This is a genomic window from Aminobacter sp. MET-1 (assembly GCF_026521175.1).
Taxonomy (GTDB): domain Bacteria; phylum Pseudomonadota; class Alphaproteobacteria; order Rhizobiales; family Rhizobiaceae; genus Aminobacter.
The window spans coordinates 267,925-294,190 of sequence record NZ_JAMSHL010000005.1 but is presented as its reverse complement, the minus strand read 5'-3'; the positions used below and the strand labels follow the sequence as shown (position 1 = coordinate 294,190).

General features: G+C 64.0%; 27 protein-coding genes. 14 read left to right on the top strand and 13 right to left on the bottom strand.

Annotated elements, in window-relative coordinates; translation table 11 throughout:
- Nucleotides 1–97 precede the first annotated feature (97 nt).
- The 4 genes from gatA to NDO48_RS10085 form a co-directional block, all read right to left on the bottom strand.
- Complete coding sequence (gatA, locus tag NDO48_RS10100) at nt 98–1,603, bottom strand: Asp-tRNA(Asn)/Glu-tRNA(Gln) amidotransferase subunit GatA (protein WP_018428131.1); 1,506 nt, start codon at nt 1,601–1,603, stop codon at nt 98–100.
- A 69-nt stretch (nt 1,604–1,672) separates the two neighbouring features.
- Nucleotides 1,673–1,960 (bottom strand): Asp-tRNA(Asn)/Glu-tRNA(Gln) amidotransferase subunit GatC, encoded by a 288-nt coding sequence (gene gatC, locus NDO48_RS10095; protein ID WP_018428132.1) that lies wholly within the window; start codon nt 1,958–1,960, stop codon nt 1,673–1,675.
- 81 nt (nt 1,961–2,041) lie between these two features.
- Nucleotides 2,042–2,461, bottom strand: coding sequence for a hypothetical protein (locus tag NDO48_RS10090; RefSeq protein WP_267321421.1), 420 nt, complete (start codon nt 2,459–2,461; stop codon nt 2,042–2,044).
- 133 nt (nt 2,462–2,594) lie between these two features.
- Nucleotides 2,595–3,302 (bottom strand): metal-dependent hydrolase, encoded by a 708-nt coding sequence (locus NDO48_RS10085; RefSeq protein ID WP_018428134.1) that lies wholly within the window; start codon nt 3,300–3,302, stop codon nt 2,595–2,597.
- A gap of 171 nt (nt 3,303–3,473) precedes the next feature.
- Here NDO48_RS10085 and ruvX point away from each other — a divergent pair, with 171 nt between their 5' ends.
- A complete protein-coding gene (gene ruvX, locus NDO48_RS10080; RefSeq protein WP_018428135.1) occupies nt 3,474–3,959 on the top strand; it encodes a Holliday junction resolvase RuvX in 486 nt (161 codons plus the stop codon).
- On the opposite strand, the gene NDO48_RS10075 is transcribed toward ruvX, so the two are convergent.
- Nucleotides 3,926–4,237 (bottom strand): DUF6105 family protein, encoded by a 312-nt coding sequence (locus NDO48_RS10075; RefSeq protein WP_018428136.1) that lies wholly within the window; start codon nt 4,235–4,237, stop codon nt 3,926–3,928. The two genes, ruvX and NDO48_RS10075, sit on opposite strands and share 34 nt — an antisense overlap.
- 215 nt (nt 4,238–4,452) lie before the next feature.
- Entirely contained in the window at nt 4,453–6,081 is a 1,629-nt protein-coding gene (locus NDO48_RS10070) for an acyl-CoA dehydrogenase family protein (protein WP_026227224.1), read from the bottom strand.
- 184 nt (nt 6,082–6,265) lie between these two features.
- On the opposite strand from NDO48_RS10070, the gene NDO48_RS10065 reads away from it, so the two are divergent.
- The 10 genes from NDO48_RS10065 to rpmG all read left to right on the top strand — a co-directional run bounded on the left by NDO48_RS10065 (nt 6,266) and on the right by rpmG (nt 18,368).
- Complete coding sequence (locus NDO48_RS10065; RefSeq protein ID WP_018428138.1) at nt 6,266–7,231, top strand: aspartate carbamoyltransferase catalytic subunit; 966 nt, start codon at nt 6,266–6,268, stop codon at nt 7,229–7,231.
- A complete protein-coding gene (locus NDO48_RS10060; protein ID WP_267321420.1) occupies nt 7,228–8,514 on the top strand; it encodes a dihydroorotase in 1,287 nt (428 codons plus the stop codon). The genes NDO48_RS10065 and NDO48_RS10060 overlap by 4 nt, the downstream gene beginning before the upstream one ends.
- Nucleotides 8,515–8,548: 34 nt before the next feature.
- On the top strand, nt 8,549–9,160 hold the full coding sequence (plsY, locus tag NDO48_RS10055; RefSeq protein ID WP_267321419.1) for a glycerol-3-phosphate 1-O-acyltransferase PlsY: 612 nt from the start codon (nt 8,549–8,551) through the stop codon (nt 9,158–9,160).
- Complete coding sequence (dprA, locus tag NDO48_RS10050) at nt 9,157–10,293, top strand: DNA-processing protein DprA (RefSeq protein WP_267321418.1); 1,137 nt, start codon at nt 9,157–9,159, stop codon at nt 10,291–10,293. Before plsY ends, dprA begins: the two co-directional genes overlap by 4 nt.
- 414 nt (nt 10,294–10,707) lie before the next feature.
- Nucleotides 10,708–13,314: a type I DNA topoisomerase gene (gene topA / locus NDO48_RS10045; protein WP_018428142.1), complete on the top strand. Its 2,607-nt coding sequence runs from the start codon at nt 10,708–10,710 to the stop codon at nt 13,312–13,314.
- Nucleotides 13,315–13,320: 6 nt separating this feature from the next.
- The gene (gene rnr / locus NDO48_RS10040; RefSeq protein WP_267321417.1) at nt 13,321–15,639 is read left to right on the top strand and encodes a ribonuclease R; all 2,319 of its coding nucleotides are present in this window, start codon (nt 13,321–13,323) and stop codon (nt 15,637–15,639) included.
- 2 nt (nt 15,640–15,641) lie between these two features.
- Nucleotides 15,642–16,079, top strand: coding sequence for a DUF983 domain-containing protein (locus NDO48_RS10035; protein ID WP_267321416.1), 438 nt, complete (start codon nt 15,642–15,644; stop codon nt 16,077–16,079).
- Nucleotides 16,080–16,152: 73 nt separating this feature from the next.
- Nucleotides 16,153–16,893, top strand: a complete 741-nt coding sequence (locus tag NDO48_RS10030; RefSeq protein ID WP_018428145.1) for an NUDIX hydrolase — start codon at nt 16,153–16,155, stop codon at nt 16,891–16,893.
- A gap of 46 nt (nt 16,894–16,939) precedes the next feature.
- Entirely contained in the window at nt 16,940–18,097 is a 1,158-nt protein-coding gene (locus NDO48_RS10025) for an MFS transporter (RefSeq protein WP_198292899.1), read from the top strand.
- Between the two features lie 103 nt (nt 18,098–18,200).
- Nucleotides 18,201–18,368 (top strand): 50S ribosomal protein L33, encoded by a 168-nt coding sequence (rpmG, locus tag NDO48_RS10020; protein WP_018428147.1) that lies wholly within the window; start codon nt 18,201–18,203, stop codon nt 18,366–18,368.
- Nucleotides 18,369–18,431: 63 nt separating this feature from the next.
- Here the strand turns inward: rpmG and NDO48_RS10015 are convergent, their stop codons facing one another.
- From NDO48_RS10015 to NDO48_RS10000, 4 genes are all read right to left on the bottom strand, one after another.
- Nucleotides 18,432–19,703: an alpha/beta hydrolase gene (locus NDO48_RS10015; protein ID WP_018428148.1), complete on the bottom strand. Its 1,272-nt coding sequence runs from the start codon at nt 19,701–19,703 to the stop codon at nt 18,432–18,434.
- 31 nt (nt 19,704–19,734) lie between these two features.
- A complete protein-coding gene (locus tag NDO48_RS10010; protein ID WP_267321415.1) occupies nt 19,735–20,463 on the bottom strand; it encodes an alpha/beta fold hydrolase in 729 nt (242 codons plus the stop codon).
- 365 nt (nt 20,464–20,828) lie between these two features.
- Nucleotides 20,829–22,202, bottom strand: coding sequence for a PleD family two-component system response regulator (locus NDO48_RS10005; RefSeq protein WP_018428150.1), 1,374 nt, complete (start codon nt 22,200–22,202; stop codon nt 20,829–20,831).
- Between the two features lie 30 nt (nt 22,203–22,232).
- Nucleotides 22,233–22,604 (bottom strand): response regulator, encoded by a 372-nt coding sequence (locus NDO48_RS10000; RefSeq protein WP_026227225.1) that lies wholly within the window; start codon nt 22,602–22,604, stop codon nt 22,233–22,235.
- 209 nt (nt 22,605–22,813) lie between these two features.
- On the opposite strand from NDO48_RS10000, the gene NDO48_RS09995 reads away from it, so the two are divergent.
- Together NDO48_RS09995 and NDO48_RS09990 are read left to right on the top strand one after the other, a co-directional pair.
- Nucleotides 22,814–23,116, top strand: coding sequence for a DUF3572 family protein (locus tag NDO48_RS09995; protein WP_018428152.1), 303 nt, complete (start codon nt 22,814–22,816; stop codon nt 23,114–23,116).
- Complete coding sequence (locus tag NDO48_RS09990; protein ID WP_018428153.1) at nt 23,113–23,766, top strand: hypothetical protein; 654 nt, start codon at nt 23,113–23,115, stop codon at nt 23,764–23,766. The genes NDO48_RS09995 and NDO48_RS09990 overlap by 4 nt, the downstream gene beginning before the upstream one ends.
- 6 nt (nt 23,767–23,772) lie before the next feature.
- Here the strand turns inward: NDO48_RS09990 and folK are convergent, their stop codons facing one another.
- From folK to folP, 3 genes are read right to left on the bottom strand one after another with little or no spacing between them, the layout of a single operon-like run.
- Nucleotides 23,773–24,297, bottom strand: a complete 525-nt coding sequence (gene folK / locus NDO48_RS09985; protein WP_026227227.1) for a 2-amino-4-hydroxy-6-hydroxymethyldihydropteridine diphosphokinase — start codon at nt 24,295–24,297, stop codon at nt 23,773–23,775.
- Nucleotides 24,281–24,640, bottom strand: a complete 360-nt coding sequence (folB, locus tag NDO48_RS09980) for a dihydroneopterin aldolase (RefSeq protein WP_267321414.1) — start codon at nt 24,638–24,640, stop codon at nt 24,281–24,283. Before folB ends, folK begins: the two co-directional genes overlap by 17 nt.
- A gap of 6 nt (nt 24,641–24,646) precedes the next feature.
- The gene (folP, locus tag NDO48_RS09975) at nt 24,647–25,495 is read right to left on the bottom strand and encodes a dihydropteroate synthase (RefSeq protein WP_267321413.1); all 849 of its coding nucleotides are present in this window, start codon (nt 25,493–25,495) and stop codon (nt 24,647–24,649) included.
- A 154-nt stretch (nt 25,496–25,649) separates the two neighbouring features.
- Between folP and NDO48_RS09970 the strand changes: the two genes are divergently transcribed.
- Entirely contained in the window at nt 25,650–26,264 is a 615-nt protein-coding gene (locus NDO48_RS09970; protein ID WP_018428157.1) for a DUF922 domain-containing Zn-dependent protease, read from the top strand.
- Nucleotides 26,265–26,266: the final 2 nt, after the last annotated feature.

Below are 26,266 nucleotides of genomic sequence, written 5' to 3'. Positions count from 1 at the left end.
CCCTCAGGATTCACAAGGCGCTCCAACTCATTGAACAATCGGCGTATCACTCGTTCCAAGGATCAATTCCGATCCCAAGACAGGATGCAGTCGGCGCCTACCACCACTTCTGTGGCTGGAAGCGGCCGGCGGCCTGCTCGATGACATGGGCGGTCTGGAACAGCGTCTCTTCGTCGAAGGGGCGCCCGATGAGCTGGAGGCCGAGCGGCAGGCCGTGGCCGTCGAGGCCGGCAGGTACGGCGATGCCAGGCAGGCCAGCCATGTTGACCGTCACGGTGAAGATGTCGTTGAGGTACATCTTGACGGGATCGGAAGCCATGTCCTGGTCGGCGACGCCGAAGGCGGCCGACGGCGTCGCCGGTGTCAGGATGACGTCGACGCCGGCAGCGAAAGCCAGCTCGAAGTCGCGCTTGATCAACGTCCGCACCTTCTGCGCCTGCAGGTAGTAGGCGTCGTAATAGCCGGCCGACAGCACATAGGTGCCGATCATGATGCGGCGCTTGACCTCGCGGCCGAAGCCGGCGGCGCGGGTGTTCTCGTACATCTCGACGATGTCCTTGCCCGGCACGCGCAGGCCGTAGCGGACGCCGTCATAGCGGGCGAGGTTCGACGAGGCTTCTGCCGGGGCCACGATGTAGTAGGCCGGCAGCGCATATTTGGTATGCGGCAAAGAGATGTCGACGATTTCGGCCCCGGCATCCTTGAGCCAGGCAATGCCCTTCTGCCACAGCGCCTCGATGTCGTCGGGCATGCCGTCGACGCGATATTCGCGGGGAATGCCGATCTTCATGCCCTTCAGCGACTTGCCGATGGCAGCTTCGTAGTCCGGTACCGGCATGTCGACCGAGGTCGTGTCCTTGGCGTCGACCGAGGCCATAGACTTGAGCAGGATGGCGGCATCACGCACGTCGCGCGCGATCGGGCCGGCCTGGTCGAGCGACGAAGCGAAGGCAACCGTACCCCAGCGGGACACGCGGCCATAGGTCGGCTTGATGCCGACAGTGCCGGTGAAGGCGGCTGGCTGGCGGATCGAGCCGCCGGTATCGGTGGCGGTTGCGCCGGCGCAGAGCCAGGCGGCAACCGCCGCGGCCGAGCCGCCCGACGAACCGCCGGGCACCAACTGCGTATTGTCGAGCGAACGGCCAGCCCCCTCGCCGCGCGAACGCCGCCAGGGGTTGATCACCGGACCGTAATAGGACGTCTCGTTGGACGAGCCCATGGCGAACTCGTCCATGTTGAGCTTGCCCAGCATGACCGCGCCGTCAGCCCAGAGATTGGCCGTGACGGTCGATTCGTAGCGCGGCTTGAAGCCGTCGAGCACGTGGCTGCAGGCCTGGGTGTGCACGCCTTCGGTGGCAAACAGGTCCTTGATGCCGAGCGGAATGCCCTCGAGCGCGCCGCCCTCGCCCTTGGCAAGCTTGGCATCGGAAACCTTGGCCATCTCGCGCGCCTTGTCCGGCGTCGTTGCGATATAGGCGTTGAAGGTCGGATTGGCCTGTTCGATGGCCTGCACATAGGCCTCGGTCAGCTCCGAAGCGGTGATTTCCTTGCCGCGCAGCTTCTCGCGCGCTTCGGCAATCGTCAGTCGGGTCAGATCGGTCATTGCGAATTCACTTCGTGTCACGCAGCCGAAAGCTGCTTTTGATGGGACAAGGAACGGGCTGGCTCGGGCCTATTCCACCACTTTCGGCACAAGGAAGAAATTCTCGTCGGTGGCCGGCGCGTTGGCGACGATGTCGGCCGCCTTGTTGCCGTCGGTGACGACGTCAGTGCGCTTCTTCATGTCCATCGGCGTCACCGAGGTCATCGGCTCGACGCCTGTCACGTCAACTTCGTTGAGCTGCTCGACGAAGCCGAGGATGGTGTTCAGTTCGCCCGTCATGCGCTGGGCATCGTCTTCGCTCACCGCAATGCGGGCAAGGTGCGCGACGCGCTTGACGGTCTTGAGATCAACGGACATCGAAAAACTCCGGCAAACCGGGAAAAGGGAATAGCTCGGGCTATAACGGCGCTGGACGCGACGCGCAACATGGATGATGCATCACGGCAGGGCGACACCGTCGCACAGATAATAGGTGCCGGCATTGTCGGTCTGCGGCCCCTCGTCGTCGACACTGCGCACGGAGGCGACATCCAGCTGCGTCGGGCTGAGTTCAAGGATCGACAGCGTGTCGGGGAACATGTGGCCCGGCTCGTGGCACAGAGCCGTCACCGCCCAGGCAGGGAAACGCTTGGCCCTGATGATGTTGACGAACTCGCAACTGTATTCGGCGCTGTCGATGCCACGCGCCGACAAAACCAGCGTACCGGAATCGATCAGGCTCTTGACCGATTCTTTCTTGGCCTGCGCGCAGAGTTCCTCGGATTGCAGGTAGACACCCTTGATGAAGTCCTCGGCGCTCGCCGCTGATGCGCCGCATAGCAGCGCCGACAGGACCGCGAACAAACCAACTTTCCTCATTGCCGCTCACCTCGCCGGGCGTGACTTGATGTTGGAGCGGATGCACTCGCTATCGTTCGTGCGCCCGTTCCAACTATTCCGTTTTGCCGCATTTGTGCGACGCCGGTTGATTCCAACCGGGCTGCAAAATGCTCTAGATCTCGACAGTGACACCGACCTTGGGCAGCACCACATCGACGCCCGAACCGTCCATGCCGTCGACGAATTTTTCCGCCGTCTGGTCGATAACAGGGAAGCTGGCGTAGTGGCAGGGCACCACGGTCTCGAATTTGAAGAAGCGCTGACACGCAAGTGCTGCCACCGCCCCGCCCATGGTGAAACGGTCGCCGATCGGCACGATGCCGATCTTTGGCTCGTGCAGTTCGTTGATGAGGCCCATGTCGGAGAAGATGTCGGTATCGCCCATGTGATAGAGCGTCCGCTCCTCCTCGAAATGAAGGATCAGCCCGGCCGGATTTCCGAGATATGTATTCGCCCCACCCGCGCCGCTCGCCGACGACGAGTGCTGTGCCGCGACGAAGGTGGTGGTGAAGCCGCCGCAATCGACGGTGCCGCCGATGTTGCCGGGATTGATCTGCTTGTCGGAAACGCCCTTGCCGACGAGATACATGCATATCTCGAAATTGGCGACGAGCATGGCGCTGGTCTTCTTCAGGATCTCGGCGGCATCGCCGATATGGTCGTCATGGCCATGGGTCAACAGCACATGGGTAGCGCCGTCGGCCGCCTGCTCCCACGACTTGCCCCAGGACGGATTACCGCTCAGGAACGGATCGATCAGGATTTTCGCTCCAGCCGCCTCGACACGGAACGCCGAATGTCCAAACCAGGTGAGTTTCATATGTCCGGCGCTCCCGTATTTCGTTGTCGGCTCGAATGGCTGCCTATCCGGAAATCGTTTCCGGCTTTGACGGCCATCCAGTAGAGGATAGAACGCGGCGAGCGCCAGTCAAATGGTGCCTCGCGATTGCAGCGCCCCACATCTTCGTTGCGCTGTCGAAAGGAACGTTGCTTGACCGTTGCCACCATCGAACAATTGCCCGCGCTGCTTGCCGGCGGCAGGACGCTTGCGGGGCTCGACCTCGGCGACAAGACAATCGGCGTGGCGGTCTCCGACCGCGGCCTGTCCTTTGCCCATCCGCGGCCGGTCATCATGCGCAAGAAGTTCACGATCGACGCGGCAGCACTCATCGGCCTGCTGACAAAGGAAAATGTCGCCGCGGTGGTGATCGGCCTGCCGATCAACATGGATGGCTCGGAAGGCCCGCGCGCGCAGAAGTCGCGCGCCTTCGTCCGCAACATCGCGCCGCTGACGGAACTGCCCTTCGCCTATTGGGACGAAAGGCTGTCGACGGTCGCCGCCGAACGAGCATTGCTGGAGATGGACGTCTCACGCCGCAAGCGCGACGAGCGCATAGATTCGGCAGCAGCAGCCTTCATCCTCCAGGGTGTTCTGGACAGGCTTCAGACGCTCGGTGCCGACGCGGCCGACGAGTAGCGGGCCCACAGTACCCTTGCCTTTTCAGCGATCAGCTTGCGACGGCGGAACGCCCAGATCGCCAGCAGGATCAGCGTGTCGAAGAAGAAAGCCTTGCCCATCATCCAGGGGATGGTGGCTGGGTCCATGCCGAGGATTTCGCCGTAGAGATCGAAGATGGCGAGATTGAAGGCCCGGCTCATGTACAACGAGCCGAAGTTGATGTCGTTGATCGACAGGAAATACCACCCCCAGAAGAGCACCAGCGGTGTCGCCCATATGCCAAGAATGTAGCGCATCACATACGCTCCCAGACCGAAAACGGCCGCCACGCACGCGATGCGCTCACCACAGTCTCGGTCCGCTCTATGGGGGCGATAGCGCGCATAAGTTGCCGTTCTCCTTGTGCGAACGACACTGACGCGTGTAGCGACGGCGCGCAACGTAAACCAATTGTTAAGGTTAATTTACGTGCGCTCGTCCAATAATGGGACGGCTGATGCCCCAGATTGTGTCAGCCGACCTGTGGATAGAGCGTGTCGACGATAAGCCGCGCATCGTGGCGGGCATCGAGCATGCCGTAGGTTCCGCGCCACTGCCCGGCGAGTCTCGTCTCGATGAAGGCGTCGGCGATGCGCCCTGCCCCCATGCGCCGCAACTCCGCTGCAGCCGCGGATATGGCAAGCTGCTCGGTCAGGATGCGCGCCGATCCCTCGTCGGAGCTCGCCACCTGCATCGCCGCGCGCAACACGCCGAGAATGCTGCGGCCACCCGGACCGAGATCGCGCTCTATGGAAGCCAGCACGTCCTCGAACAGCCCCGGCGCTCGTGTCAGCACGCGCAGCACGTCGAGCGCCATGACGTTGCCAGAGCCCTCCCAGATCGCGTTGACGGGAGCCTCGCGATAATAGCGCGCCAGCGGCGCTTCCTCGACATAGCCGTTGCCGCCCAGGCACTCCATCGCTTCATAGAGCAGCGCCGGCGCGATCTTGCAGACCCAGTATTTGACGACAGGCGTCATGGCCCGGGCAAAGGCTGCCTCGCCACGGTCGGACGCGGCCTCGTCGAATGACCGCGCCAACCGGAACGCCAATGCGGTCGCCCCTGCGACATCGAGCGCCATGTCGGCGAGTACGCGCTGCATCAAAGGCTGGTCGACCAGATTGGCGCCGAACACCTGGCGATGGCGTGTGTGGTGGACGGCTTCGGCAAGGCCGGCGCGCATGAGTGCCGACGAGGCGACGGCGCAATCGAGCCGCGTCAGCGTCACCATGTCCATGATGGTCTTGACGCCCGCGCCCGGCTCGCCGACCAGATCGCCGATCGCACCCTGGACCTCGACCTCTGATGAGGCGTTGGAGCGGTTGCCGAGCTTGTCCTTGAGACGCTGGAACTGCAGGCCGTTGGAATTGCCGTCGCTCAGCACCCTCGGCACCAGGAAGCATGACAGCCCCTCAGGCGCCTGCGCCAGCATTAGAAAGGCATCCGACATCGGCGCCGACATGAACCATTTGTGGCCGGTGAGCCGGTAGAAGCTGCCGCCGGCACGTTCCGCCCGGGTGGTGTTGGCGCGCACATCTGTGCCGCCCTGCCTCTCCGTCATGCCCATGCCGAGCGTCAGCCCGGCCTTCTCGACCGGTGGCTTGTGCGCCTGATCGTATTTGCGGGTGGTGACGCGCGGCGCCCACTCACGGAAAAGCTTTGGGCTTGCCATCAGCGCCGCAAGCGAAGCGCTGGTCATGGTGATCGGGCACAGATGTCCGCATTCGAGCTGGGCGGTGAGATAAAACCGCGCCGCACGGACCTGGTGCCTGCGCCCGGTCTCGGCCTCGCCATTCTCCCACACGGACGAATGCAGTCCGCCGGCAATCGAGCGGCGCATCAGCGCGTGATAGGCCGGATGAAACTCGACCTGGTCGATGCGCCGGCCTTGGCGGTCATGTGTCCTGAGCTTCGGCACTTCGCTGTTGGCGAGGCGCGCCAGATCCTGCGCCTCATGCGTCAGCACGAAACGGCCGAGGCCATCGAGGTCGCGGCGCACCGGCTCGGAGAAATTCTCGGCAATCTGGATCAGCAACGGATCCCCGCGCCAGGCATTGCTACCCGTCAGCGGTGGTGGCTGGTTCGGCACGTCCTGCGTCACGCCATGTCCTTCATCGGTGTGGGCGACGGGCACGAATCCGCAGCCATGAGCGGCTTTATAGCCGAAAAGCTTAGGGATAGCTTATTGCGCGAACCATGTGGGGCGAAAATTGCGTGGGAGATCTCCAGGCACCGAAATCACGACTTGCGAGTGACTGAAGCTCAGCCTATAGCAGCGCCTTGAGATGACAGACGCCACGTCCCTGCCGCCCTACCCGCACCGCCATCTTCTTGGCATCCGCGACCTTTCTCCATTGGATATCGAATTGTTGCTCGACCGCGCAGACGCGGCCGTGTCCATTTCGCGCCAGTCGGAGAAAAAGACGACGACCCTGAGGGGCCGTACCCAGATCAACCTGTTCTACGAAGCCTCGACGCGCACGCAGTCGTCCTTCGAACTCGCCGGAAAGCGCCTCGGCGCCGATGTCATGAACATGTCGGTGGCAAGCTCTTCGGTAAAGAAGGGCGAAACGCTGATCGACACGGCGATGACGCTGAACGCGATGCGGCCCGACATCCTGATCATCCGCCACCAGTCGGCGGGCGCGGCCGCCCTGCTCGCCCAGAAGGTCGGCTGCTCGGTGGTCAATGCCGGCGATGGCGCGCATGAGCATCCAACCCAGGCGCTGCTCGATGCGCTGACCATCCGGCGCGCCAAGGGCCGCATCGGCGGCCTCACGGTCGCCATCTGCGGCGACATCCTGCATTCGCGCGTCGCCCGCTCCAACATCCTGCTGCTCAATGCACTCGGCGCCCGTGTCCGCGTGGTGGCGCCGTCGACGCTTCTGCCGTCTGGCATAGCCCAGATGAGCGTCGAGGTGACGCAATCCATGGCCGAAGGGCTCAAGGGCGCCGACGTCGTGATGATGCTGCGCCTGCAGCGCGAACGCATGGCCGGCGCCTTCGTGCCGTCTGTGCGCGAATATTTCCACTATTGGGGCCTCGATGCCGAAAAGCTGAAGGCCGCGAAAGACGACGCGCTGGTGATGCATCCCGGCCCGATGAACCGCGGCGTCGAGATCGCCTCTGAAATCGCCGACGGCCCGCAGAGCGTCATCCAGGAACAGGTGGAGATGGGCGTCGCCGTGCGCATGGCGGTGATGGAAGCGCTGCTCGACCCGCGCCGCAACCGCGACGGAAAGAACGCATGAGCATCACCGTTTTCCAGCGCGCGCGTATCGTCGACCCCTCGCGCGGCATCGACGAGACTGGCACCGTCATCGTTGACGGCAAGAAGATCGTGGCAGCAGGTGCAGCCGCCCTCAACCAGGGCATCCCCGAGGGGGCTGAAATCGTCGATTGCACCGGCAAGGCAATCATTCCCGGTCTCATCGACGGCCGCGTCTTCATCGGCGAGCCCGGCGGTGAGCACCGCGAGACCATCGCATCGGCAAGCGTGGCCGCAGCCGCCGGCGGCGTGACCTCCATCGTGATGATGCCCGACACCGACCCGGTGATCGACAACGTCGCACTCGTCGAGTTCGTGCTGCGCACTGCCAAGGACACGGCGTCGATCAATGTCTTTCCGGCCGCTGCCATCACCAAGGGCCTCGACGGCCACGAGATGACCGAATTCGGCCTGTTGCGCGAAGCAGGCGCCGTCGCCTTCACCGACGGCCGCCACACCATCGCCAATTCGCTGATGATGCGCCGGGCGCTGACTTATGCTCGCGATTTCGGCGCGGTCATCGCGCATGAGACGCTGGACGCCGACCTCGCCTCCTCTGGCGTGATGAACGAAGGCCTCTATGCCAGCTGGCTCGGCCTGTCCGGCATCCCGCGCGAAGCCGAGACCATTCCGCTTGAGCGCGACCTTGCGCTCGCCCGCCTCACCCGCGGCAACTATCACGCAGCGAAAATCTCGACCGCGATGGCCGCAGGCGCCGTCACCCGCGCCAAGGCCGATGGCGCCAAGGTCACGGCAGGCGTTTCGATCAACAGCCTGTCACTCAACGAAAACGACGTCGGCGAGTACCGCACCTTCTTCCGCCTCACCCCGCCGCTGCGCGCCGAGGACGACCGCCTCGCCATGATCGAGGCGCTGAAGGACGGCACCATCGACATCGTCGTGTCGTCGCACGATCCGCAGGACGTCGACACCAAGCGCCTGCCCTTCGCCGATGCCGCTGCGGGCGCGATCGGCCTGGAAACGCTGCTCGCAGTGGCGCTGCGCCTGCATCACAATGACGACGTGCCACTGGTCCGTATAATCGAAGCGCTTTCGACCGCACCGGCAAAGCTGTTCGGCCTGCCCGGCGGTACGTTGAAGCCTGGGGCTGCGGCCGATCTCGCACTTGTCGATCTCGACGAGCCGTGGGTCGTGCGCGAAACCGATATCCGCTCCCGCTCCAAGAATACCTGCTTCGAGGGCGCGCGCCTGCAGGGCAAGGTCTTGAAAACCTTGGTCGCCGGACGCACAGTGTTCTCGGCCTGATACGTTCGGGCCACGGGGGAGTAGACTTATCTTGATGCCGGATGACATTTTTCCGACGGCTGTGCACGTCCTGATTGCCGCTGCCGTCTTCGGCTACCTGCTGGGCTCGATCCCGTTCGGCTTGCTGCTGACCCGCGCCGCCGGCCTCGGCGATGTGCGCAAGATTGGCTCTGGCAACATCGGCGCAACCAACGTGCTGCGCACCGGCAAGAAGAAGCTGGCGGCGGCAACGCTGCTGCTCGACGCGCTGAAGGGCACTGTCGCCGTGGTGATCGCCGCGCGCTGGAGCACCGATGCTTCCATTGCCGCAGGTTTCGGCGCCTTCATCGGCCACCTCTATCCGATCTGGCTCGGCTTCAAGGGCGGCAAGGGCGTGGCGACCTATATCGGCGTCCTGCTCGGCCTGTCCGGGCTCGGCGCCCTGGCATTCGCCGTCACCTGGCTGCTGATTGCCTTCGTCAGCCGCTATTCGTCGCTCGCCGCGCTTACCGCAGCCATCGTTGTGCCCTTCACTCTTTATATGATGGACATGCCCAAAGCCGCAGGCCTTCTGGCTGCAATGAGCGTCCTGGTCTTCATCCGCCACCGCGCCAACATCTCCCGGCTGCTTTCAGGGACCGAGTCCCGCATAGGCGCCAAGGGATGAACAAGCCCGCCGCCGGCCCGCAACTCAGCGACCGGCAGCGGCTCAATTGGCTGCGCCTCATCCGGACCTCCAATGTCGGGCCGGCCAGCTTTCGCGACCTCGTCAATCGCTTCGGCTCTGCCGAAACGGCCATCGAGATGCTGCCCGAGGTGATGCTTGCCGGCGGCGCCAACCGGCTTGTCCGCATCCCTTCGATTGCCGAAGCTGAAACGGAACTCGAAGCGGCCCGCAGGCACGGCGCGCGTTTCATAGCCATCGGCGAGCCCGACTACCCCGCCATCCTCAAACGCATGGACCACCCGCCGCCGCTGCTTGCCGTGAAGGGCAACGCAGCCGTCTTCAAGCTACCGCCGGTGGCAATCGTCGGCGCCCGCAATGCCTCGCTGGCCGGCATCAAGATGGCACGCACGCTTGCCGCCGAACTCGGCCGCAACGGCTATGCGGTGATCTCCGGCCTCGCCCGCGGCATCGACACGGCAGCCCATCATGGCAGCCTCGACACCGGAACCGTTGGCGTGCTCGCCGGCGGCCTGGACAAGCCCTATCCTTCCGAAAACATCCCGCTCTGCGAGGAGATCGCCGAACGCGGCGCCATCGTCTCGGAAATGCCCTTCGGCTGGGAGCCCCGCGCCCAGGATTTTCCGCGCCGCAACCGCATCGTTGCCGGCATGGCGCTTGGGCTCGTGGTGGTCGAGGCGGCAAATCGCTCGGGATCGCTGATCAGCGCCCGGCTGGCGGGGGAAATGGGTCGGCTGGTCTTTGCCGTGCCGGGCTCGCCTCTCGACCCGCGTGCCGCCGGCACCAACGGCCTGCTCAAGGACGGTGCGACACTGGTCACCGAAGCAGCCGACATGCTGGAGGCGCTATCGCCGCTTGCCGGCAGCCAGCCCCTGCCTCCAGACAAATTCGAGGAGCCGCCGGACTTTTCGGCCACGCCCCCACCTGTCGACAACGACCGTGCCCGCGTCGTCGAAGCACTAGCCCCTGTACCGGTGGAGATAGACGAACTGATCCGCCACACCGGGCTGCATCCTGCGCAGATATTCATGATTCTGCTGGAACTCGATCTCGCAGGGCGCCTCGAACGCCACTCAGGCGGACGTGTTTCGCTTGTTTCGCCCGACGAGCGGTAAGCTCTCGCCATCTCGATCAGATAGGCGAGCATGCCGCGGCGCTCGGCCTCGGCCATAAGTCGCAACTGAGCTAGCATCGTCTGGACATAGTCCAGCGTATCGGACCGCCTGCGGGCGGGCGCAGTCTGATGCGTGGCTGTGACTTTCCCTCGAAAGGGCCGCGTGCGATGGTCTGCTCCGCAGCGGCATGTCGCAAGAGGCTCGGCTCCACCTGCGATAGTGGAAATACAACAAGACCACCAAAGATTGCATCGTAATCATACACACAACAACCGGTTGCAATACTGCCCGGCGCACCCGTTTTTGCCCCCTTCCCCTTGACCGAACGAAAAAGGGCGGCCATTTGACGTGCGAATTGAATGAAGTTCGCCACGCCACTGTCTTGCCTGGCGCCTACTGGATAATCAGCCACATATGGACGTCGTTGTCGTCGAGTCGCCTAACAAGGTGAAGAGCATCAACAAGTACCTGGGCAAGAACTACAAGGTTCTGGCCTCGTTTGGCCATGTTCGCGACCTGCCCGCCAAGGACGGATCGGTGAAGCCGGACGAAGACTTCGCCATGTCCTGGTCCGTCGATGGAGCATCCTCCAAGCGGCTGACCGACATCGCCAAGGCGGTCAAGGAAGCCGATGGCCTGATCCTCGCAACCGATCCGGATCGCGAAGGCGAAGCCATTGCCTGGCATGTGCTGGAAGTGCTCAAGCAGAAGCGCGTGCTCAAGGACAAGTCGATCAAGCGCGTCGCCTTCAACTCGATCACCAAGCAGGCGGTCCTGGAAGCGATCTCCAACCCGCGCGAGGTCGACCCGCAGCTGGTCGATGCCTATCTGGCACGCCGCGCGCTCGACTATCTGGTCGGCTTCACCCTGTCGCCGGTGCTGTGGCGCAAGCTGCCGGGCGCGCGCTCGGCCGGCCGCGTCCAGTCGGTGGCGTTGCGCTTCGTCTGCGACCGCGAGGCCGAGATCGAACGCTTCGTCCGCGAGGAATACTGGCAGATCGCAGCCACTCTCGGCACGCCGCGCGCCGAAAGCTTCGAGGCGAGACTGACCGTCTATGACGGCAAGAAGCTGCAGAAGCTCGACATCTCCAGCCAGGCGATGGCGGACGACATCAAGGCGATGCTCGATGGCGCAAGCTTCAAGACGCTGTCGGTCGAAGCCAAGCCGACCCGGCGCAATCCCGGCCCGCCCTTCACCACCTCGACCTTGCAGCAGGCTGCGTCGTCGCGCCTCGGTTTCTCCGCAAGCCGCACCATGCAGGTCGCCCAACGCCTCTATGAAGGCATGGAGATCGGCGGCGAAACGGCCGGCCTGATCACCTATATGCGTACCGACGGCGTGCAGATGGCGCCCGAGGCCATCGAGGCCGCGCGTGATGCCATCGGCAAGGAGTTCGGCGCAAGATACCTGCCCGAGAAGCCGCGCCACTACACGACCAAGGCCAAGAACGCCCAGGAAGCGCACGAGGCGATCCGTCCGACCGACTTCACCCGCACGCCGGCCGAGATGCGCAAGTATCTCGATGCTGACCAGGCTCGCCTCTACGAGATGATCTGGAAGCGGGCGATCGCCAGCCAGATGCAACCGGCCGAGATCGAGCGCACCACGGTCGAGATCGAAGCAACCAACGGCGCAAGGACCGCCGGATTGCGCGCCGTCGGCTCGGTCACCCGTTTCGATGGCTTCATCGCCGCCTACACCGACCAGAAGGACGAGGATTCGGAGGACGAGGAAAGCCGTCGCCTGCCTGAGATCCGCGCCGACGAGACGCTGAAGCGCGAACAGGTCAACGCCACCCACCACACGACCGAACCGCCGCCCCGCTATTCGGAAGCCTCGTTCATCAAGAAGATGGAAGAGCTCGGCATCGGCCGTCCGTCCACCTATGTGGCGACGCTGAAGACCCTTGAAGACCGCGACTATGTGAAGATCGAGAACCGCAAGCTCGTGCCCCAGCCCAAGGGCCGGCTGGTCACGGCCTTCATGGAAAGCTTCTTCGAGCACTATGTCGAGTACGACTTCACCGCCTCGCTTGAAGAGAAGCTCGACGAGATTTCGGACGGCAAGCTCGCCTGGCGCGACGTGCTGCGCGACTTCTGGAAAGACTTCTCGGGCGCGGTCGACGAGATCAAGGAACTGCGCGTTACCGACGTGCTCGATGCGCTCAACGAGGAACTGGCGCCGCTGGTCTTCCCCGAGCGCGAGGACGGTTCCAATCCGCGCATATGCCCGAAATGCGGATCCGGCAACCTGTCGCTCAAGCTCGGCAAGTTCGGCGCCTTCGTCGGCTGTTCCAACTATCCGGAATGCGGCTTCACCCGCCAGCTCGACGGCCCCGGCGCCAATGGCGAGAATGGCGGGCTCGAAGACGGCACCAAGGTGCTGGGCACCGATCCCTACACCAATGAAGAGATCACCCTGCGCAGCGGCCGCTTTGGCCCCTACATCCAGCGCGGCGACGGCAAGGAGGCCAAGCGATCCAGCCTGCCCAAGGGTTGGACGCCGGCGACGATAGACCACGAAAAGGCGCTTGCCTTGCTGGCGCTGCCGCGTGACGTCGGCCAGCATCCCGAGTCGGGCAAGATGATCTCGGCCGGCCTAGGGCGCTACGGTCCGTTCGTGCTGCACGATGGCACCTACGCCAATCTCGAGAGCATCGAGGACGTCTTCTCCATCGGCCTCAACCGCGCCGTGACGGTGCTTGCCGAGAAGCAGTCGAAGGCCAAGGGCGGCCGCGGCGGCGGCACTCCGGCCGCGCTCAAGGACCTGGGCGAACATCCAGGCGGCGGCGGCAACATCACCGTGCGCGACGGCAAATACGGCCCCTATGTCAATTTCGGCAAGGTCAATGCTACCTTGCCGAAGGGCAAGGATCCCGCCACCGTGACCGTGGAAGATGCGCTTGCTCTGATCGCCGAAAAAGAGGCCAAGGGCGGCGGCGCCAAGAAGCCGGCCCGCAGTGCAGCCAAGAAACCGGCCGCCAAGAAGCCGGCCGCAAGCAAAGCCAAGAAGAAGGACTGACCGACCTTGGCGCGAAAGATATCCGGACGAAACGCCGGCACCAGACGCGCCGCAAGCGACGAGGTCAGGGGCAAGGACGTCTATCGCCCCTCGCGTGACGAGATCCTCCGCTACATCGCGGAGAATCCCGATCGCAGCGGCAAGCGCGACATCGCCAAGGCCTTCGCGTTGAAGAACGACGATCGCATCTGGCTGAAGCACCTGCTGCGCGAGCTGCAGGACGAAGGCCTGCTGGAAAAGAGCCGCAAGCGGCTGACCAGGGTCGGCGCCCTGCCCCATGTCGCCGTGCTGGACATTTTCGGACGCGACGAGGAAGGCACCCTCCTGGCGCGCGCCTCCGAGCAACCCGATGGCCCGATCGTCGCCGTCAAGATGTCGCGCAACGCAAGCGGCCCGACACCAGGCGTCGGCGACCGCGTCCTGGCAAAGACCTTCCCTATCGAGGACCATCTCGGCGACGAGAACGAGCCCGCCTACACGGCGCGGATCATGAAGGTGTTCGAAAAACGCAGCGACACCACGCTTGGCATTTTCCGCATCCTCAAGGACGGCACCTTCCGCATCGAGCCGGTCGAGCGCCGCCAGCCGGAACTGGTGGTCGACAAGGATTTCCAGAACGGCGCCAAGGAAGGCGACCTGGTCGAGGTGGTGCCCGAACGCGCCAGCCGCTACGGCCTGCCGCGTGCCAAGGTCGTCACGGTGCTGGGCTCGCTGACCAACGAGAAGGCGGTCTCGATGATCGCCATTCACGCCCACGACATTCCCCACATCTTCCCGTCGGAGGTCCTTGCCGAGGCGGAGGCGGTCAAGCCGGCGACGCTCGACGGCAAGCGCGAGGATTGGCGCGAGCTGCCGCTGGTCACCATCGACCCGGCCGACGCCAAGGACCACGACGACGCCGTTTATGCCGAGCCCGATACGGACGAGAAGAATGTCGGCGGCGTCATCGTCACCGTCGCCATTGCCGATGTCGCAGCCTATGTGCGCCCCGGCAGCGCACTGGACCACGAAGCGCTGAAGCGCGGCAACTCGGTCTATTTCCCCGACCGCGTCGTGCCGATGCTGCCCGAGCGCATCTCCAACGATTTGTGCTCGCTGCGCGAGGGCGTCGACCGTCCGGCGCTCGCCGTGCGCATGACGTTTTCGGCGGAAGGCCGCAAGGTCAGGCACTCGTTCCATCGCGTCATGATGCGTTCGGCCGCGCGGCTCTCCTACCCGCAGGCCCAGGCAGCCATAGACGGCATGCCGGACGACAAAACGACGCCGATCCTGGAGACGATCCTCAAGCCGCTGTGGACCGCCTATGACGTGCTCAAGCGCGGCCGCGACAGCCGCCAGCCGCTGGAGCTCGACTTGCCCGAGCGCAAGATCCTGCTCAAGCCCGATGGCACGGTCGACACCGTCATCGTTCCCGATCGGCTCGACGCCCACAAGCTGATCGAAGAGTTCATGATCCAGGCCAACGTCGCGGCCGCCGAGACGCTGGAAAACAAGAAGCAGAAGCTGGTTTACCGTATCCACGACGGCCCCTCGCTCGCCAAGCAGGAATCGCTGCGCGAATTCCTGCAGACGATCGGCCTGTCACTGGCGCGTGGCGCCCAGATGCGGCCCAGCCAGTTCAACGGCATCCTCGAGCGCGTTCGCGGCGAAGACAACGAACAGTTGGTCAACGAGGTGGTGCTGCGCTCGCAGAGCCAGGCCGAGTACAACCCCGACAACATTGGCCATTTCGGCCTTAATCTGCGCCGCTATGCCCACTTCACCTCGCCGATCCGTCGTTATGCCGACCTGATCGTCCACCGCGCCCTGATCGGCTCGCTGGGCCTGGGAGCGGGCGGACTGACGCCGGCGGAGGAAGCACGGCTGGAAGAGATCGCCGGGCTGATCTCGCAGACCGAACGCCGCGCCATGGCGGCCGAGCGCGACACCGTCGACCGGCTGATCGCCGGCTTCCTGGCCGAGCGCGTCGACGAGACCTTCGACGCCCGCATCTCCGGCGTGGTCAAGGCGGGACTATTTGTCCAATTGCCGCAATATGGCGCCGATGGTTTCATCCCCGTGTCATCCTTGGGTGACGATTATTACCACTTCGACGAAGCTGCCCGTTCGCTGTTCGGGGAGCGTACCGGCAAGGGCTACCAGCTGGCCGACCGCGTTCAGGTCAGGCTGGTCGAGATCGCCCCGCTTGCCGGCGCCATGCGCTTCGAGATGCTGACCGAACCGAAGCCACTGCCCGGCTCGAAGCGGTCGTTCCACAAGGCGAAGGGGCAACGCTCGCGTGCCCGCGCCTCCCAGCCGAGACGTGGACCGCACGGCAGGAGATGACGATGGAAGAACAGGTTTTCGGCGGCGGCCGCAATCAGGCTGCCCGGCAGGCCCGTCCGCTTTGGCCGGCGATCAAGCGCGGCCTGATGGGCAAGTGCCCGCATTGCGGCGAAGGCCGGCTGTTTGCTTCCTTCGTCAAGACGGCGGACCGCTGCGAGGTTTGCCACGAGGAAATCTTTCACCACCGTGCCGATGACCTGCCCGCCTATCTGGTCGTGGTCATCGTCGGCCACATCGTCGTCGGCGCCTTCATGGCGGTCGAGGCTAGCAGCACGCTGTCGATGTGGCAGCATCTCGCCATCTGGGTGCCGCTGACGATCATCTCGGCGCTCGCCCTGCTGCGTCCGATCAAGGGCGCCGTGGTTGGCATGCAATGGGCGCTCTACATGCACGGCTTCGGCGGCGAAGAGGACGTCATCGACGCCCATCCCGAGGCCTGATCAGGCGCTGGCGCAACACGACACCCCAGGCAAGCGCTTCCTTCCACGCCGACATTCCGTTAGGACAGCCGCGATGGATGGCATAAGCAAAGCAGAACTCGACAAGCTCGAAGCGCGCGAATTGGCGCGCAGCGCGACCCCATTGCGGCCGCGCGACGCCGCAACCCTGATCCTGCTCGACCGCAGTGGCAACGATGTGCTGGTGCTCATGGGCAGGCGCCACATGAAGCATGCCTTCATGCCCGGCAAATTTGTCTTCCCCGGCGGACGCACCGACCCCGCCGACAGCCGCATCAGGGTCGCCGACGAACTGCATCCCGACGAGGCGGCCAAGCTCCGGGCCGGCATCGGTCGCGTCAGCGCCGCGCGGGCACGAGCCATCGCGCTGTCGGCGATTCGCGAGACCTATGAGGAGGCAGGCCTGCTGATCGGTCGTCGCGGTTCGTTCTCGACCTCGAAGGCGGACTGGCAGGGTTTTGCCGAGAATGGCGTCGAGCCCGCCCTCGCCCGGCTGCGCTTCATCGCGCGCGCCGTAACGCCGCCCGGACGTGTCAGGCGATTCGACACGCGCTTCCTCTCGGCCTGGCGCAGCGACGTCGCCGTCGAACTGCCCCAGGGCGGCCCGACCAACGAGCTCGAGGAACTGGTCTGGCTGCCGCTGGACGAGGCCATGGCAGCGGACATTCCGGCGATCACGCAATCGGTGCTTGGCGATCTCAAGCAGCGGCTGGCCGTCGACCCCGACCTCACGCCCGGCGCCGAGGTGCCGTTCTACCGCATGATCAACCAGCGCTTCCGCCGCGACATCCTCTAGGGTTTACATGAACGAGACCATCCAGGGGACAGCGGTCACCGAGCGGGTGCATTGGCGGTCGATCTCGGCAGCCATCGCCTCCATCAGCGTCGTCGGCATCGCGATCGGCCTCGGCATCCCGCTGCTCAGCGTCATCCTCGAGCAGCGCGGCTACTCGCCCTCGATGATCGGGCTGAACACGGCCATCGCCGGCATCGCCTCGATTGCCGCCGCGCCCCTGGCGACGCCCATCGCCATGCGATTCGGCGTCGTCTGGACAATGCTCGTAATGATTCTCGCCGGCGCGGTCGCTTTCGTTGGATTTCACTTCGCGCCATCTTTCTGGATGTGGTTCCCGCTCCGTGCCATCCTCCATTTCGCGCTGACCGTGCTGTTCATCCTCTCCGAATTCTGGATCAGCACCTGCGCCCCGCCGCATCGCCGCGGCCTCGTGCTCGGCGTCTATGCCACCGTGCTGTCGCTCGGCTTCGCCGCCGGCCCCTGGCTGTTCTCGCAGATCGGCAGCAGCGGCTTCCTGCCCTTCGGCCTGACATTCTGCCTGGTGATGGTCGCAGCGATTCCCGTGCTTCTGGCGCGCTCGGAAAGCCCCAGGATCGTCTCCGAGGGCGGCAAGAGCGGCTTTTTCCGCTACATCTGGATCGTTCCCACGGCGACCGCCGCCGTTCTGGTGTTCGGGGCGGTGGAGACAGGCGGATTCGCGCTGTTTCCGGTCTATGGCCAGCGTATCGGCTATTCCGAGGGCGAAGCAGCACTGCTTCTGACCATGATCGGTCTCGGCAACGTCATCCTGCAGATACCAATCGGCATGATCAGCGACCGCGTGCGCGACCGCCGCACCTTGCTCCTGATCTGCGCGGCAACCGGCCTTGCCGGAACCCTCGCAATGCCATGGCTTGCCGGCAACTGGCACGTCATGGCGGGCATGCTGTTTGTCTGGGGCGGCGTGGTTGCAGCACTCTATACGGTGGGTTTGGCCCACCTGGGCGCCCAGCTGTCCGGCCGCGACCTCGCCTCAGCCAATGCCGCCTTCATCTTCTGCTACGGCCTCGGCATGATCCTCGGCCCGCAGGCCATCGGCATCTTCATGGATATCTTCGGCCCCAATGGATTCGGCTGGGCACTGGCCATCTTCTTCTTCGGCTACATAGTGATCGGACTGGGCCGGATTGCCGCGAAATCGGGCGTCTCGCGCTCTGAGGCTTGACTTTCCGGGCGCGATCTTTATGTGTCGCGCAGGTTTTCCGCGTCCGGGTCGCATACCCGTCAATGAGGCGGGTGCAACTCTAGACATTTAACGGACGAGAATCATGGCCAAGGCTGCAAATATCAAGATCAAGCTTCTGTCGACCGCCGACACCGGTTTCTTCTACGTGACGAGCAAGAACAGCCGCACGAAGACGGAAAAGATGTCGTTCCGCAAGTACGACCCGGTTGCCAAGAAGCACGTCGAATTCAAGGAAACCAAGATCAAGTAATCTGGTTGCCTTCAGGAATGCCAAACGCCGCCCACCGGGCGGCGTTTTTGCGTTTGGGGCCTGCTACTTCGTCTTCCCCTGCTCGCGCAGTCGCGCCATCACCTTGGCGAGCTGTTCGGGATAATCCGGCGCGAAGGTCCAATAATGCGCGCCTGTCGCCGCTTCGCCGCCGGCCAGGCCACGCTCGCCAGCCGGCAGGTGGTAGAGCAGCGTGATCAGCACGTCGCTGCTGACCCACGGGTCATCATACCAGAAGGTGTGCGAGCCGCTGGAAAGGCCAGGGATGTTCTCCGGCCTCACCCGCAGAAGTTCCGTGCCGTATGATTTGCTGGCATCGAGCAGCCAGTTCGTCGCTTCCGGCTCGAGCTCGCGCATGTCCGGCCGCCCTGCCCTGGAAGCGCGATTGACGACCTGCGACAGCCGAAGCGCGCTGTCGCTCATGTTGACGGCAACCGTCACCCGCTCGGACTTGTCGGCATAGTCGCGCATGTCGTCGACGAAGCCACGGAAATCCGCGTCAGGTGCCGCGTGATAGACCTCGCCCAACCGCGGCCCCATCGCTCCGGGCTGGGCGGCATCGCGCCCGACCATCGCCAGCGCATCGCTGCCGACGGTGGCGCCGGCGCTGTAGGTGAAGACATTGACGTTCCTTGCGTCGGTGTTTGCCGAAAGCAGTTCGACCAGCTTGGCCAGATGGGGCGCAGCCCCAAAGGCGGTCACCATGTCCCTGGAATAGCGCAGGAAATTTTCCGCCGTCGGCCAGACGAACAGCACGACGACCGAATTTCGCCCGGTGAAATGGTGCAGTTGGGCCGCCTGCCCCGCTGCCCGCTCGACGGTGGTGTTGGCGCCATGGACATAGACAATGATGTCCTTGTCTCGGCTTTGGGCGAGTGCGGCGTTGATGGACGCGAACCAGGCCTTGGCTTCCGGCGGCAGCCCGCCTTCGGCGTCCAGGGTCGCCTGCTCGTTCATGCGCTCGAGATGAAGGAACGGCCTCCGATCTTCGCTGGCGCCTGTGGACCATGCATAAATCTTGTCCCAGGTCGTGCCTTGCTCGCCGATGCGGACGGTGGACACCCCTGCCCGCATGTCTAACCCAGGAACCACCGCGTAGAGCCTGCTGTCGCGCGGGCCCACCGGCAGCCGGTTGGTTGCGTAGAAAAGCGAAATCTCCGGATCGGCCAGGGCTTCAGGATTTGCCGAAAACGCGTTGGCCTGCCCCTCGGCAAACACCATCGGCGCCGGCATCAACCGCATCGGCGGCTGGTAGAACGACATGGCCACGGTCGCGGCGGCTGCGACAAGGGCAAAGATACCAACGTAGCGAAGCATTTCTCTCCCCCTTGCCCGCGACGAGGCCTTTTCAGTTGCCGAGCCCGCGGCGCAGCAGTTCGCCGAGGGTCAATTTGTGGTCGAACTCGCCCTTGCGCAGGAAATTCAGCGTCTGGGCGATAACAAGCGGATTGTTCATCATGAAGGTGTGGGTGGTCGGCAGGACGATGTGGTCCTTCATACCCTCGAGCTTGGTGCTCTCGACCGACACCTTGCCGTCGTTCGGACCCTTGAACATGCTCGACAGGAACGGATTGAGCGAGCGGTCGCCGGCAATGATGCCGACCTCGAAATCGGCCGCGCCCAGCTGGTTGGGAACGCTGTTCGGCCCGGTGCCGAGCTGGACACCGGCGGGCCCGTTGACGAATTCGAAAAGCCTCATCGAGCCGAAGACGTCGACCACTTCCGATCCGTGATTGGGCGGCCCGAGCATGACGACGCGGCCCAGGTTCTTCGGCCGGTTGCTCATCAGCCAGGCGCGCACGAGGATGCCGCCCATCGAATGCGTTACGAAATGGATCTTGCCGGCGTCGCCGCATTGCGCCACCGACGCATCGACATAGGCCATGAGCTGGTCGACCGGCGCATCCGTGGACGGGTAGCTGTCGTTGACGACCTTGTAGTCGAACGCCTTCAGCGTCTCTTCCATCAGCATGAGCGACGCATCGGTGCGCGACAGGCCATGCAGCATCACCACGCATTCCTGCGCAAAGGCTGCCGGCGAAAACAGGAAGAACAGGAGGACCGCAAGGAAACGCATGGTCTCGACTATCGTCGATTCACCGCAGGTTGCAAGCCTGCGGGATTACACGGCAAGATCATCTTGATTTCGGCGAGAAAGGGGGCCGGTCGGCGTCTGGCAGCGGTACGAGGAGGCCACTATGTGCCAGTGCCGGCCGGCCGACCCCACGGACCCAGGAGATGCGGCGGACCTGAGCATCATGGGGTATCAATCTGGGCAATTCGGCCTGTGCTCCTCGTGCCGACGCCCGTCCTTCTTCTCCTCTACACAGTCGCGCAAGATTACTTGAAAATCAACACTTTCTTAACCACGGCTCGCGAATCGATTGGGTTAAGGTAAACAATTGAGCTTAACGCGACTGCCATTGAATGCGCCCTTTCGGCTTAGGCCGCACGCGCGACCACGCGGTTCCTTCCATGGGTCTTTGCGTCGTAGAGAGCGAGGTCTGCGCGCTTCATCAAACCGGCGACCGTATCGCCGGCTGGAGCCAGCGCCGATACACCGACGCTCACCGTCACCGACACGCTCTGTGTGCCGCCGGCAACCGTAAATGGCGTCTGCTCGACCTCGGCCCGGATGCGCTCGGCGACCTTTTCGGCCAGAACGCCGTCGGTATCCGGCATCACGATGACGAATTCCTCGCCGCCAAATCGGCAAGCCAGATCAATGCCGCGCACGCTCTTCTTGAGGCGGCGGGCGAACTCGCGCAGCACCTCGTCGCCGCCATCATGCCCAAACGTGTCGTTGATGCGCTTGAAACGGTCGAGATCGGTGATCATCAACGACAGCGGCCGCCGCCGTGCAGCCGCACGTTCGACGAGCCTGGGAAGGTGCCTGTCGAGGTAGCGGCGATTGTGCAGCCCGGTCAGCCCATCGGTCACTGCCATCTCGATGGTCTGGCTGACACTCTGCCTCAGTTCGTCATTGTAGCGCTTGCGCCGCACCTGCGTGCGCAGCCGTGCAATCAGTTCCTGGCGATCGAGCGGCCGCACCAGATAGTCGTTGATGCCGAGTTCGAGGCCGCGGATGATGCGGTCGTCCTCTTCCTTTCCGACAAGCAGGACGATCGGCAGCGAACGCGTCCGGTCGAGCGAGCGCAGCTGTGAGCACAACCTCAGCGGATCGAAATCGACAAAGCCGGTCGAGACGATCACGCATTCGAAACCGCCCTCGGCGGCATGGAACAACCCACTTTGCGGATCGGGCGCGATCTGCACCTCCGCGGCTTCGTCGAGCAACGCGCAGATATGGGCAGCCGAAGAGCCCTGCTCGTCGACCAGAAGCACCTTGGGTAAGGGCCCTTGCAACAGATCGGTCCGGGCGACAAGGTCGTCCATGCCGATGTCGTGGGTGGTCACGGCACGCAGGCGCAGTTCGTCGGTCAGCACCTTGAGCCGGACGAGGCTTTTGACGCGGGTGACCAGTTGCAGGTCGTTGACCGGCTTGGTGAGGAAATCGTCGGCGCCGACCTCGAGGCCGCGCACGCGGTCGCTGACATGGTCGAGCGCCGTCACCATAACGATGGGGATGTGGGCCGTCGCCGGATCAGCCTTCAGCCGCCGGCAGACCTCGAAGCCGTCCATGCCCGGCATCATCACGTCGAGCAGCACCACGTCGATCTTGCCGCCTTCGCAGGCGGCGATCGCGTCCGGTCCGTTGAAGGCCGTCAGGACCTCGAAATATTCGGCCAGCAGCCGGACTTCGAGCAGTTTCACATTCGCCGGTATGTCGTCCACGACGAGGATGCGAGCGGTCATGCTGGTACCCTGTGGCAGCCGGCGAGCATGTCAGGCATCGCCAAGATAGGATTTTATGGTCTCGATGAAGCGCGGCACCGAGATCGGCTTGGAGATGTAGGCTTCGCAGCCGCCCTGCCTGATCCGCTCCTCGTCGCCCTTCATCGCAAATGCGGTGACGGCGATGACGGGAATGGAATGCAGGTCGTCATCCTCCTTCAGCCACTTGGTGACCTCCAGGCCCGAAACCTCCGGCAGCTGGATATCCATCAAGATGAGATCGGGCCGATGCGTGCGCGCAAGGTCGAGCGCCTCCAGGCCGTTGCGCGTGCGCACGGTCTCGTAGCCGCTCGCTTCGATGAGGTCGCGAAAGAGCTTCATGTTGAGCTCATTGTCCTCGACGATCATCACCTTCTTAGCCATCGAAATTTCCGTCCGGATTGCACGCCACGATTCGGCGGCAATCATCGTGCGCACCGACTGCGCACACCAAGCCCGAATCCGACGTTAACTCAAGAACATTACGAAACGTAAAACGCCGGCCCAAATCACGGATCGGCGAGCGGCCTGCTTTGCGGGTTGCCGGATTATCCGCATGACGCTACTCCGGGATCAGGACCGATGGACGAGATATGATGCTGAAGAGCCAACAAAACAGTGAGAGCGCTGAGGCGCTTGCGATCCAGGCGCTCGGCTTCGTCGCGTCCGATCCCGAACTCCTGCCGCGCTTTCTGGCAGTTACCGGCATCGAGGCGCATCAGATCCGCCGCGCTGCCATGGAGCCGGGTTTCCTTGCCGGCGTGCTGCAATTCATCCTTGCCCACGAGCCGACGCTGCTGCGCTTTTCCGAGGCCGTAGGCATTGCGCCGTCGGAAGTTGGCATCGCCGCACGCGCCTTGCCGCTCGGCGGCGAAGACCATGAGCGTTCCATATGAGTGAAGATCCCGAAACCGCGCGCCAGATCGCGGAACTCGCTCGCGACACCCGCCCGCTGCTGGTGCTCGACGTCGACGAGGTGCTGCTCGAATTCATGGCGCCGTTCATTCGCTTTCTCGACGCCCAGGACCTCGAGTTCCTGCTGCTGTCGTTCCGGCTGACAGGCAATATTCTGGACAAGCGCACCAAGGCCCCGCTCGACGCGGAAGCGGTGCGCGGCCTGCTCGACGGCTTCTTCGCGGCCCAGCGCGACTGGCAGGCCGCCGCCACGGGTGCAGCCGAGGCCGTAGCGGGTCTCGCCTCCCAGGCAGAGGTGGTGATGCTGACCGCCATGCCGCATCGCCACCGCGACGTCAGGCGCATCCATCTCGACGCGCTGGGCTTCCCCTATCCGCTGCTCACCACCGAAGCGGCAAAAGGGCCTGCGCTGAAGCAGCTCAGGGGCGACAGCCGCCGTCCGGTCGCCTTTGTCGACGACATCCCGCACAACCTGATTTCGGTGCGCGAAGCGGTCGCCGACGCCCATCTGTTCAATCTGATGGCCTATCGCGACATGCGCCCGCTGCTGCCGCCGTTGCCGGACGACATCATCGTTGCCGACGACTGGTCGCAAGCAGCGCCGAAGATCGCCGCCGCACTGGGCATCTGAAGCTGTTCAGTCGGGCTGGCGGCGCCACCAGTCGCGCCCGGAATCGAGCCTTTCGATGCCGGTGCGGTCCAGTTCGGTCGCCCAATCCGCCGCCGACTTGCCGGCCAGCTTCAGGTCGGGCGCAATCTCCGCCAAAGGCACCATCACGAAGGCGCGGGCGAGCATGCGCGGATGCGGGATTTCCAGCCCGACATCGCTGACATTGCTTTCGCCATGCAGCAGGACGTCGATGTCGATGAGGCGTGGGCCCCAGCGCTCGACGCGCACGCGCTTGAGCTTGCGCTCGACCTCCAGGCAGAGTTCCAGCAGCTCGAGCGGCGAAAGTGACGTCGCGACTTCGGCAGTGACGTTCAGGAAATCGGGCTGGTCGACCTTGCCCCATGGCGGCGTGCGGTGGAGCGACGACACGGCGACGACGCGCGTGCCGCCTTCGGCATCGAGCATGTGCAACGCCGTGGCCATAGTCTTTGCAGGATCGCCGAGATTGCCGCCGAGGCTCAGGAAAGCCCGCTCTTCACTGCGGCCAGACAACGGTCACCTCGACATGATCAAGCACGCCGCGCACTGGCGCATTGGGCTTGCGGACAGTGATTTCCGCCTTCTTGATCTGCGGAAAGCGAGCGCTGAGCGCCTTGCCGACTTCGAGCGCCAGCGCTTCGATCAGGAAGCGCCGCTGCCCGGTGACGATCCTTTCGATCACTTCGAAGGCGACGCCATAGTCGACCGTGCTCTGCATCGAATCCTCGTGCAGCGGACGGTCGGGATCGACGGTCAGTTCGGCATCCACGTAAAAGCGCTGGCCGAGCGTCTCTTCCTCGTCGAGCACGCCATGCCGCGCAAAGAAGGCGCAGTTCTTCATACGGATCAAATACATGTGCGGTCAGTGCCCCGACGGGTTGGCGTTGCGCGCAAGCATAGCATCGGCAAATGCCAGCGCATCCACGTTGATTGCGACATTGTGGACGCGAAATATAGCCGCGCCCTGCATGCGAAGTATGACGCTCGTAGCCGCCGTGCCGGCATCGCGGTCAGTGGCGTCGCGACCGGTGACATGGCCGACGAAACGCTTGCGCGACGTGCCGGCAAGCAGCGGATAGCCGAGTGCGGCAAGCTCGGAGAAACGGGCCATAAGCTCCAGATTCTCCTCGGCTTCCTTGGCAAAACCAAAGCCCGGATCGAGCATGATCTGATCTTCGCCGACGCCCGCGGCATGCGCGATCTCCAGCGAACGGCGCAGGAACAGGAACTGGTCGTCGATGACATCGGGCAGCTTCTGGCGCTCGCGACCGGTGTGCATGATGACGAGCCCGGCGCCCGTCTCGGCTGCGACCTTGGCGATGCCAGGCTCGCGTTGCAGGCCCCAGACGTCGTTGACGATATGGGCACCGGCTTCCACGGCGAGCCGCGCCGTCTCCTCGCGATAGGTGTCGACCGAAATCAGCGCATCGCCCGCCTTGGCGAGCTCGGCGATGACGGGGAGAACGCGGCCCTGCTCTTCGGCGGCTGAAACCGGTGCGGCGCCAGGGCGGGTGGATTCACCGCCGACATCGACGATTACCGCACCTTCGCCGATCATGAGCCGCGCCTGCTCGAGCGCGCGCCCGGGCGCATCGAAGGCGCCGCCGTCGGAAAAGCTGTCCGGCGTGACATTGAGGATGCCCATGACGAGCGCCTTGTCACCAAAGTCCAGATGACGCCCATGCGCCAACTTCCATCGCCTGCCGGTCATGCCGTCGCCACAAAAGAACTCCAGAGGACTGACGCGACACGAAATATCAACGCTTGCAGCATCAACTCGCCCGTGCGGTCACTTTCTGCGGCACGATCCTATTTCCATTGCGCCGCCATCGCCCCTAACGCAAGGTAGGCCAAGAGGCAACTAAATGAAGCAACTCTTTCTCGCCACCTTCCTTGCGGCAGGATTCTGCCTACCCGTTCAGGCGGCGAACGTTGCCAAGACCTACAGCTATTTCACCGTAACCGGCAAAACCCTCGACGAACTCGAGCAGCAGTTGATGACGCGCGGGCCCGAGGTCAAGAGCTCCGGCGGCCGCCATCCGGGCGCCACCCAGATGGAGTTCACCAGCCGTATCGGTTACGCCCCGGTCAAGGGCGGCTGCTCCATCGTCTCGGCGCAGGTGACCGTCAAGGCGAAGATCATCCTTCCGCGCTGGCGCAAGAACAGCAAGGCGCCGCAGGACGTCAGGCTGATCTGGAACACGCTGTCTTCCGACATCAAGCGCCACGAAGAGAGCCATGTGGTCATCGCCAAGAACCACGCCCACGAACTGGAGCAGGCGCTGAAGGCGATCGGCAAGCAGAAAAGCTGCGAGATCGCTGCCGCCAAGGCCAAGGCCACCAGCGACAAGATACTGACGGCGCACGACCGCGCGCAGGAAGAATTCGACCGCATCGAGGGCATCAATTTCGAAAGCCGGATGATGCGGCTGCTGCAGTATCGCCTGGAGCGCATGGACGCCGCCAAGCTCAAGGGCTGAGC

Excerpts from the sequence above, each read along its gene's own strand:
- gatC (WP_018428132.1), bottom strand. The coding sequence starts at position 1,960 with ATGTCCGTTGATCTCAAGACCGTCAAGCGCGTCGCGCACCTTGCCCGC.
- topA (WP_018428142.1), top strand. The coding sequence starts at position 10,708 with ATGGACGTCGTTGTCGTCGAGTCGCCTAACAAGGTGAAGAGCATCAAC.
- NDO48_RS10065 (WP_018428138.1), top strand. The coding sequence starts at position 6,266 with ATGACAGACGCCACGTCCCTGCCGCCCTACCCGCACCGCCATCTTCTT.
- NDO48_RS10060 (WP_267321420.1), top strand. The coding sequence starts at position 7,228 with ATGAGCATCACCGTTTTCCAGCGCGCGCGTATCGTCGACCCCTCGCGC.
- NDO48_RS10090 (WP_267321421.1), bottom strand. The coding sequence starts at position 2,461 with ATGAGGAAAGTTGGTTTGTTCGCGGTCCTGTCGGCGCTGCTATGCGGC.
- gatA (WP_018428131.1), bottom strand. The coding sequence starts at position 1,603 with ATGACCGATCTGACCCGACTGACGATTGCCGAAGCGCGCGAGAAGCTG.
- NDO48_RS09970 (WP_018428157.1), top strand. The coding sequence starts at position 25,650 with ATGAAGCAACTCTTTCTCGCCACCTTCCTTGCGGCAGGATTCTGCCTA.
- dprA (WP_267321418.1), top strand. The coding sequence starts at position 9,157 with ATGAACAAGCCCGCCGCCGGCCCGCAACTCAGCGACCGGCAGCGGCTC.
- NDO48_RS09990 (WP_018428153.1), top strand. The coding sequence starts at position 23,113 with ATGAGTGAAGATCCCGAAACCGCGCGCCAGATCGCGGAACTCGCTCGC.
- NDO48_RS10035 (WP_267321416.1), top strand. The coding sequence starts at position 15,642 with ATGGAAGAACAGGTTTTCGGCGGCGGCCGCAATCAGGCTGCCCGGCAG.
- NDO48_RS10005 (WP_018428150.1), bottom strand. The coding sequence starts at position 22,202 with ATGACCGCTCGCATCCTCGTCGTGGACGACATACCGGCGAATGTGAAA.
- folP (WP_267321413.1), bottom strand. The coding sequence starts at position 25,495 with ATGACCGGCAGGCGATGGAAGTTGGCGCATGGGCGTCATCTGGACTTT.
- NDO48_RS10030 (WP_018428145.1), top strand. The coding sequence starts at position 16,153 with ATGGATGGCATAAGCAAAGCAGAACTCGACAAGCTCGAAGCGCGCGAA.
- NDO48_RS10015 (WP_018428148.1), bottom strand. The coding sequence starts at position 19,703 with ATGCTTCGCTACGTTGGTATCTTTGCCCTTGTCGCAGCCGCCGCGACC.
- NDO48_RS09995 (WP_018428152.1), top strand. The coding sequence starts at position 22,814 with ATGATGCTGAAGAGCCAACAAAACAGTGAGAGCGCTGAGGCGCTTGCG.
- NDO48_RS10010 (WP_267321415.1), bottom strand. The coding sequence starts at position 20,463 with ATGCGTTTCCTTGCGGTCCTCCTGTTCTTCCTGTTTTCGCCGGCAGCC.
- NDO48_RS10075 (WP_018428136.1), bottom strand. The coding sequence starts at position 4,237 with ATGCGCTACATTCTTGGCATATGGGCGACACCGCTGGTGCTCTTCTGG.
- NDO48_RS10085 (WP_018428134.1), bottom strand. The coding sequence starts at position 3,302 with ATGAAACTCACCTGGTTTGGACATTCGGCGTTCCGTGTCGAGGCGGCT.
- NDO48_RS10000 (WP_026227225.1), bottom strand. The coding sequence starts at position 22,604 with ATGGCTAAGAAGGTGATGATCGTCGAGGACAATGAGCTCAACATGAAG.
- folB (WP_267321414.1), bottom strand. The coding sequence starts at position 24,640 with ATGTATTTGATCCGTATGAAGAACTGCGCCTTCTTTGCGCGGCATGGC.
- plsY (WP_267321419.1), top strand. The coding sequence starts at position 8,549 with ATGCCGGATGACATTTTTCCGACGGCTGTGCACGTCCTGATTGCCGCT.
- rpmG (WP_018428147.1), top strand. The coding sequence starts at position 18,201 with ATGGCCAAGGCTGCAAATATCAAGATCAAGCTTCTGTCGACCGCCGAC.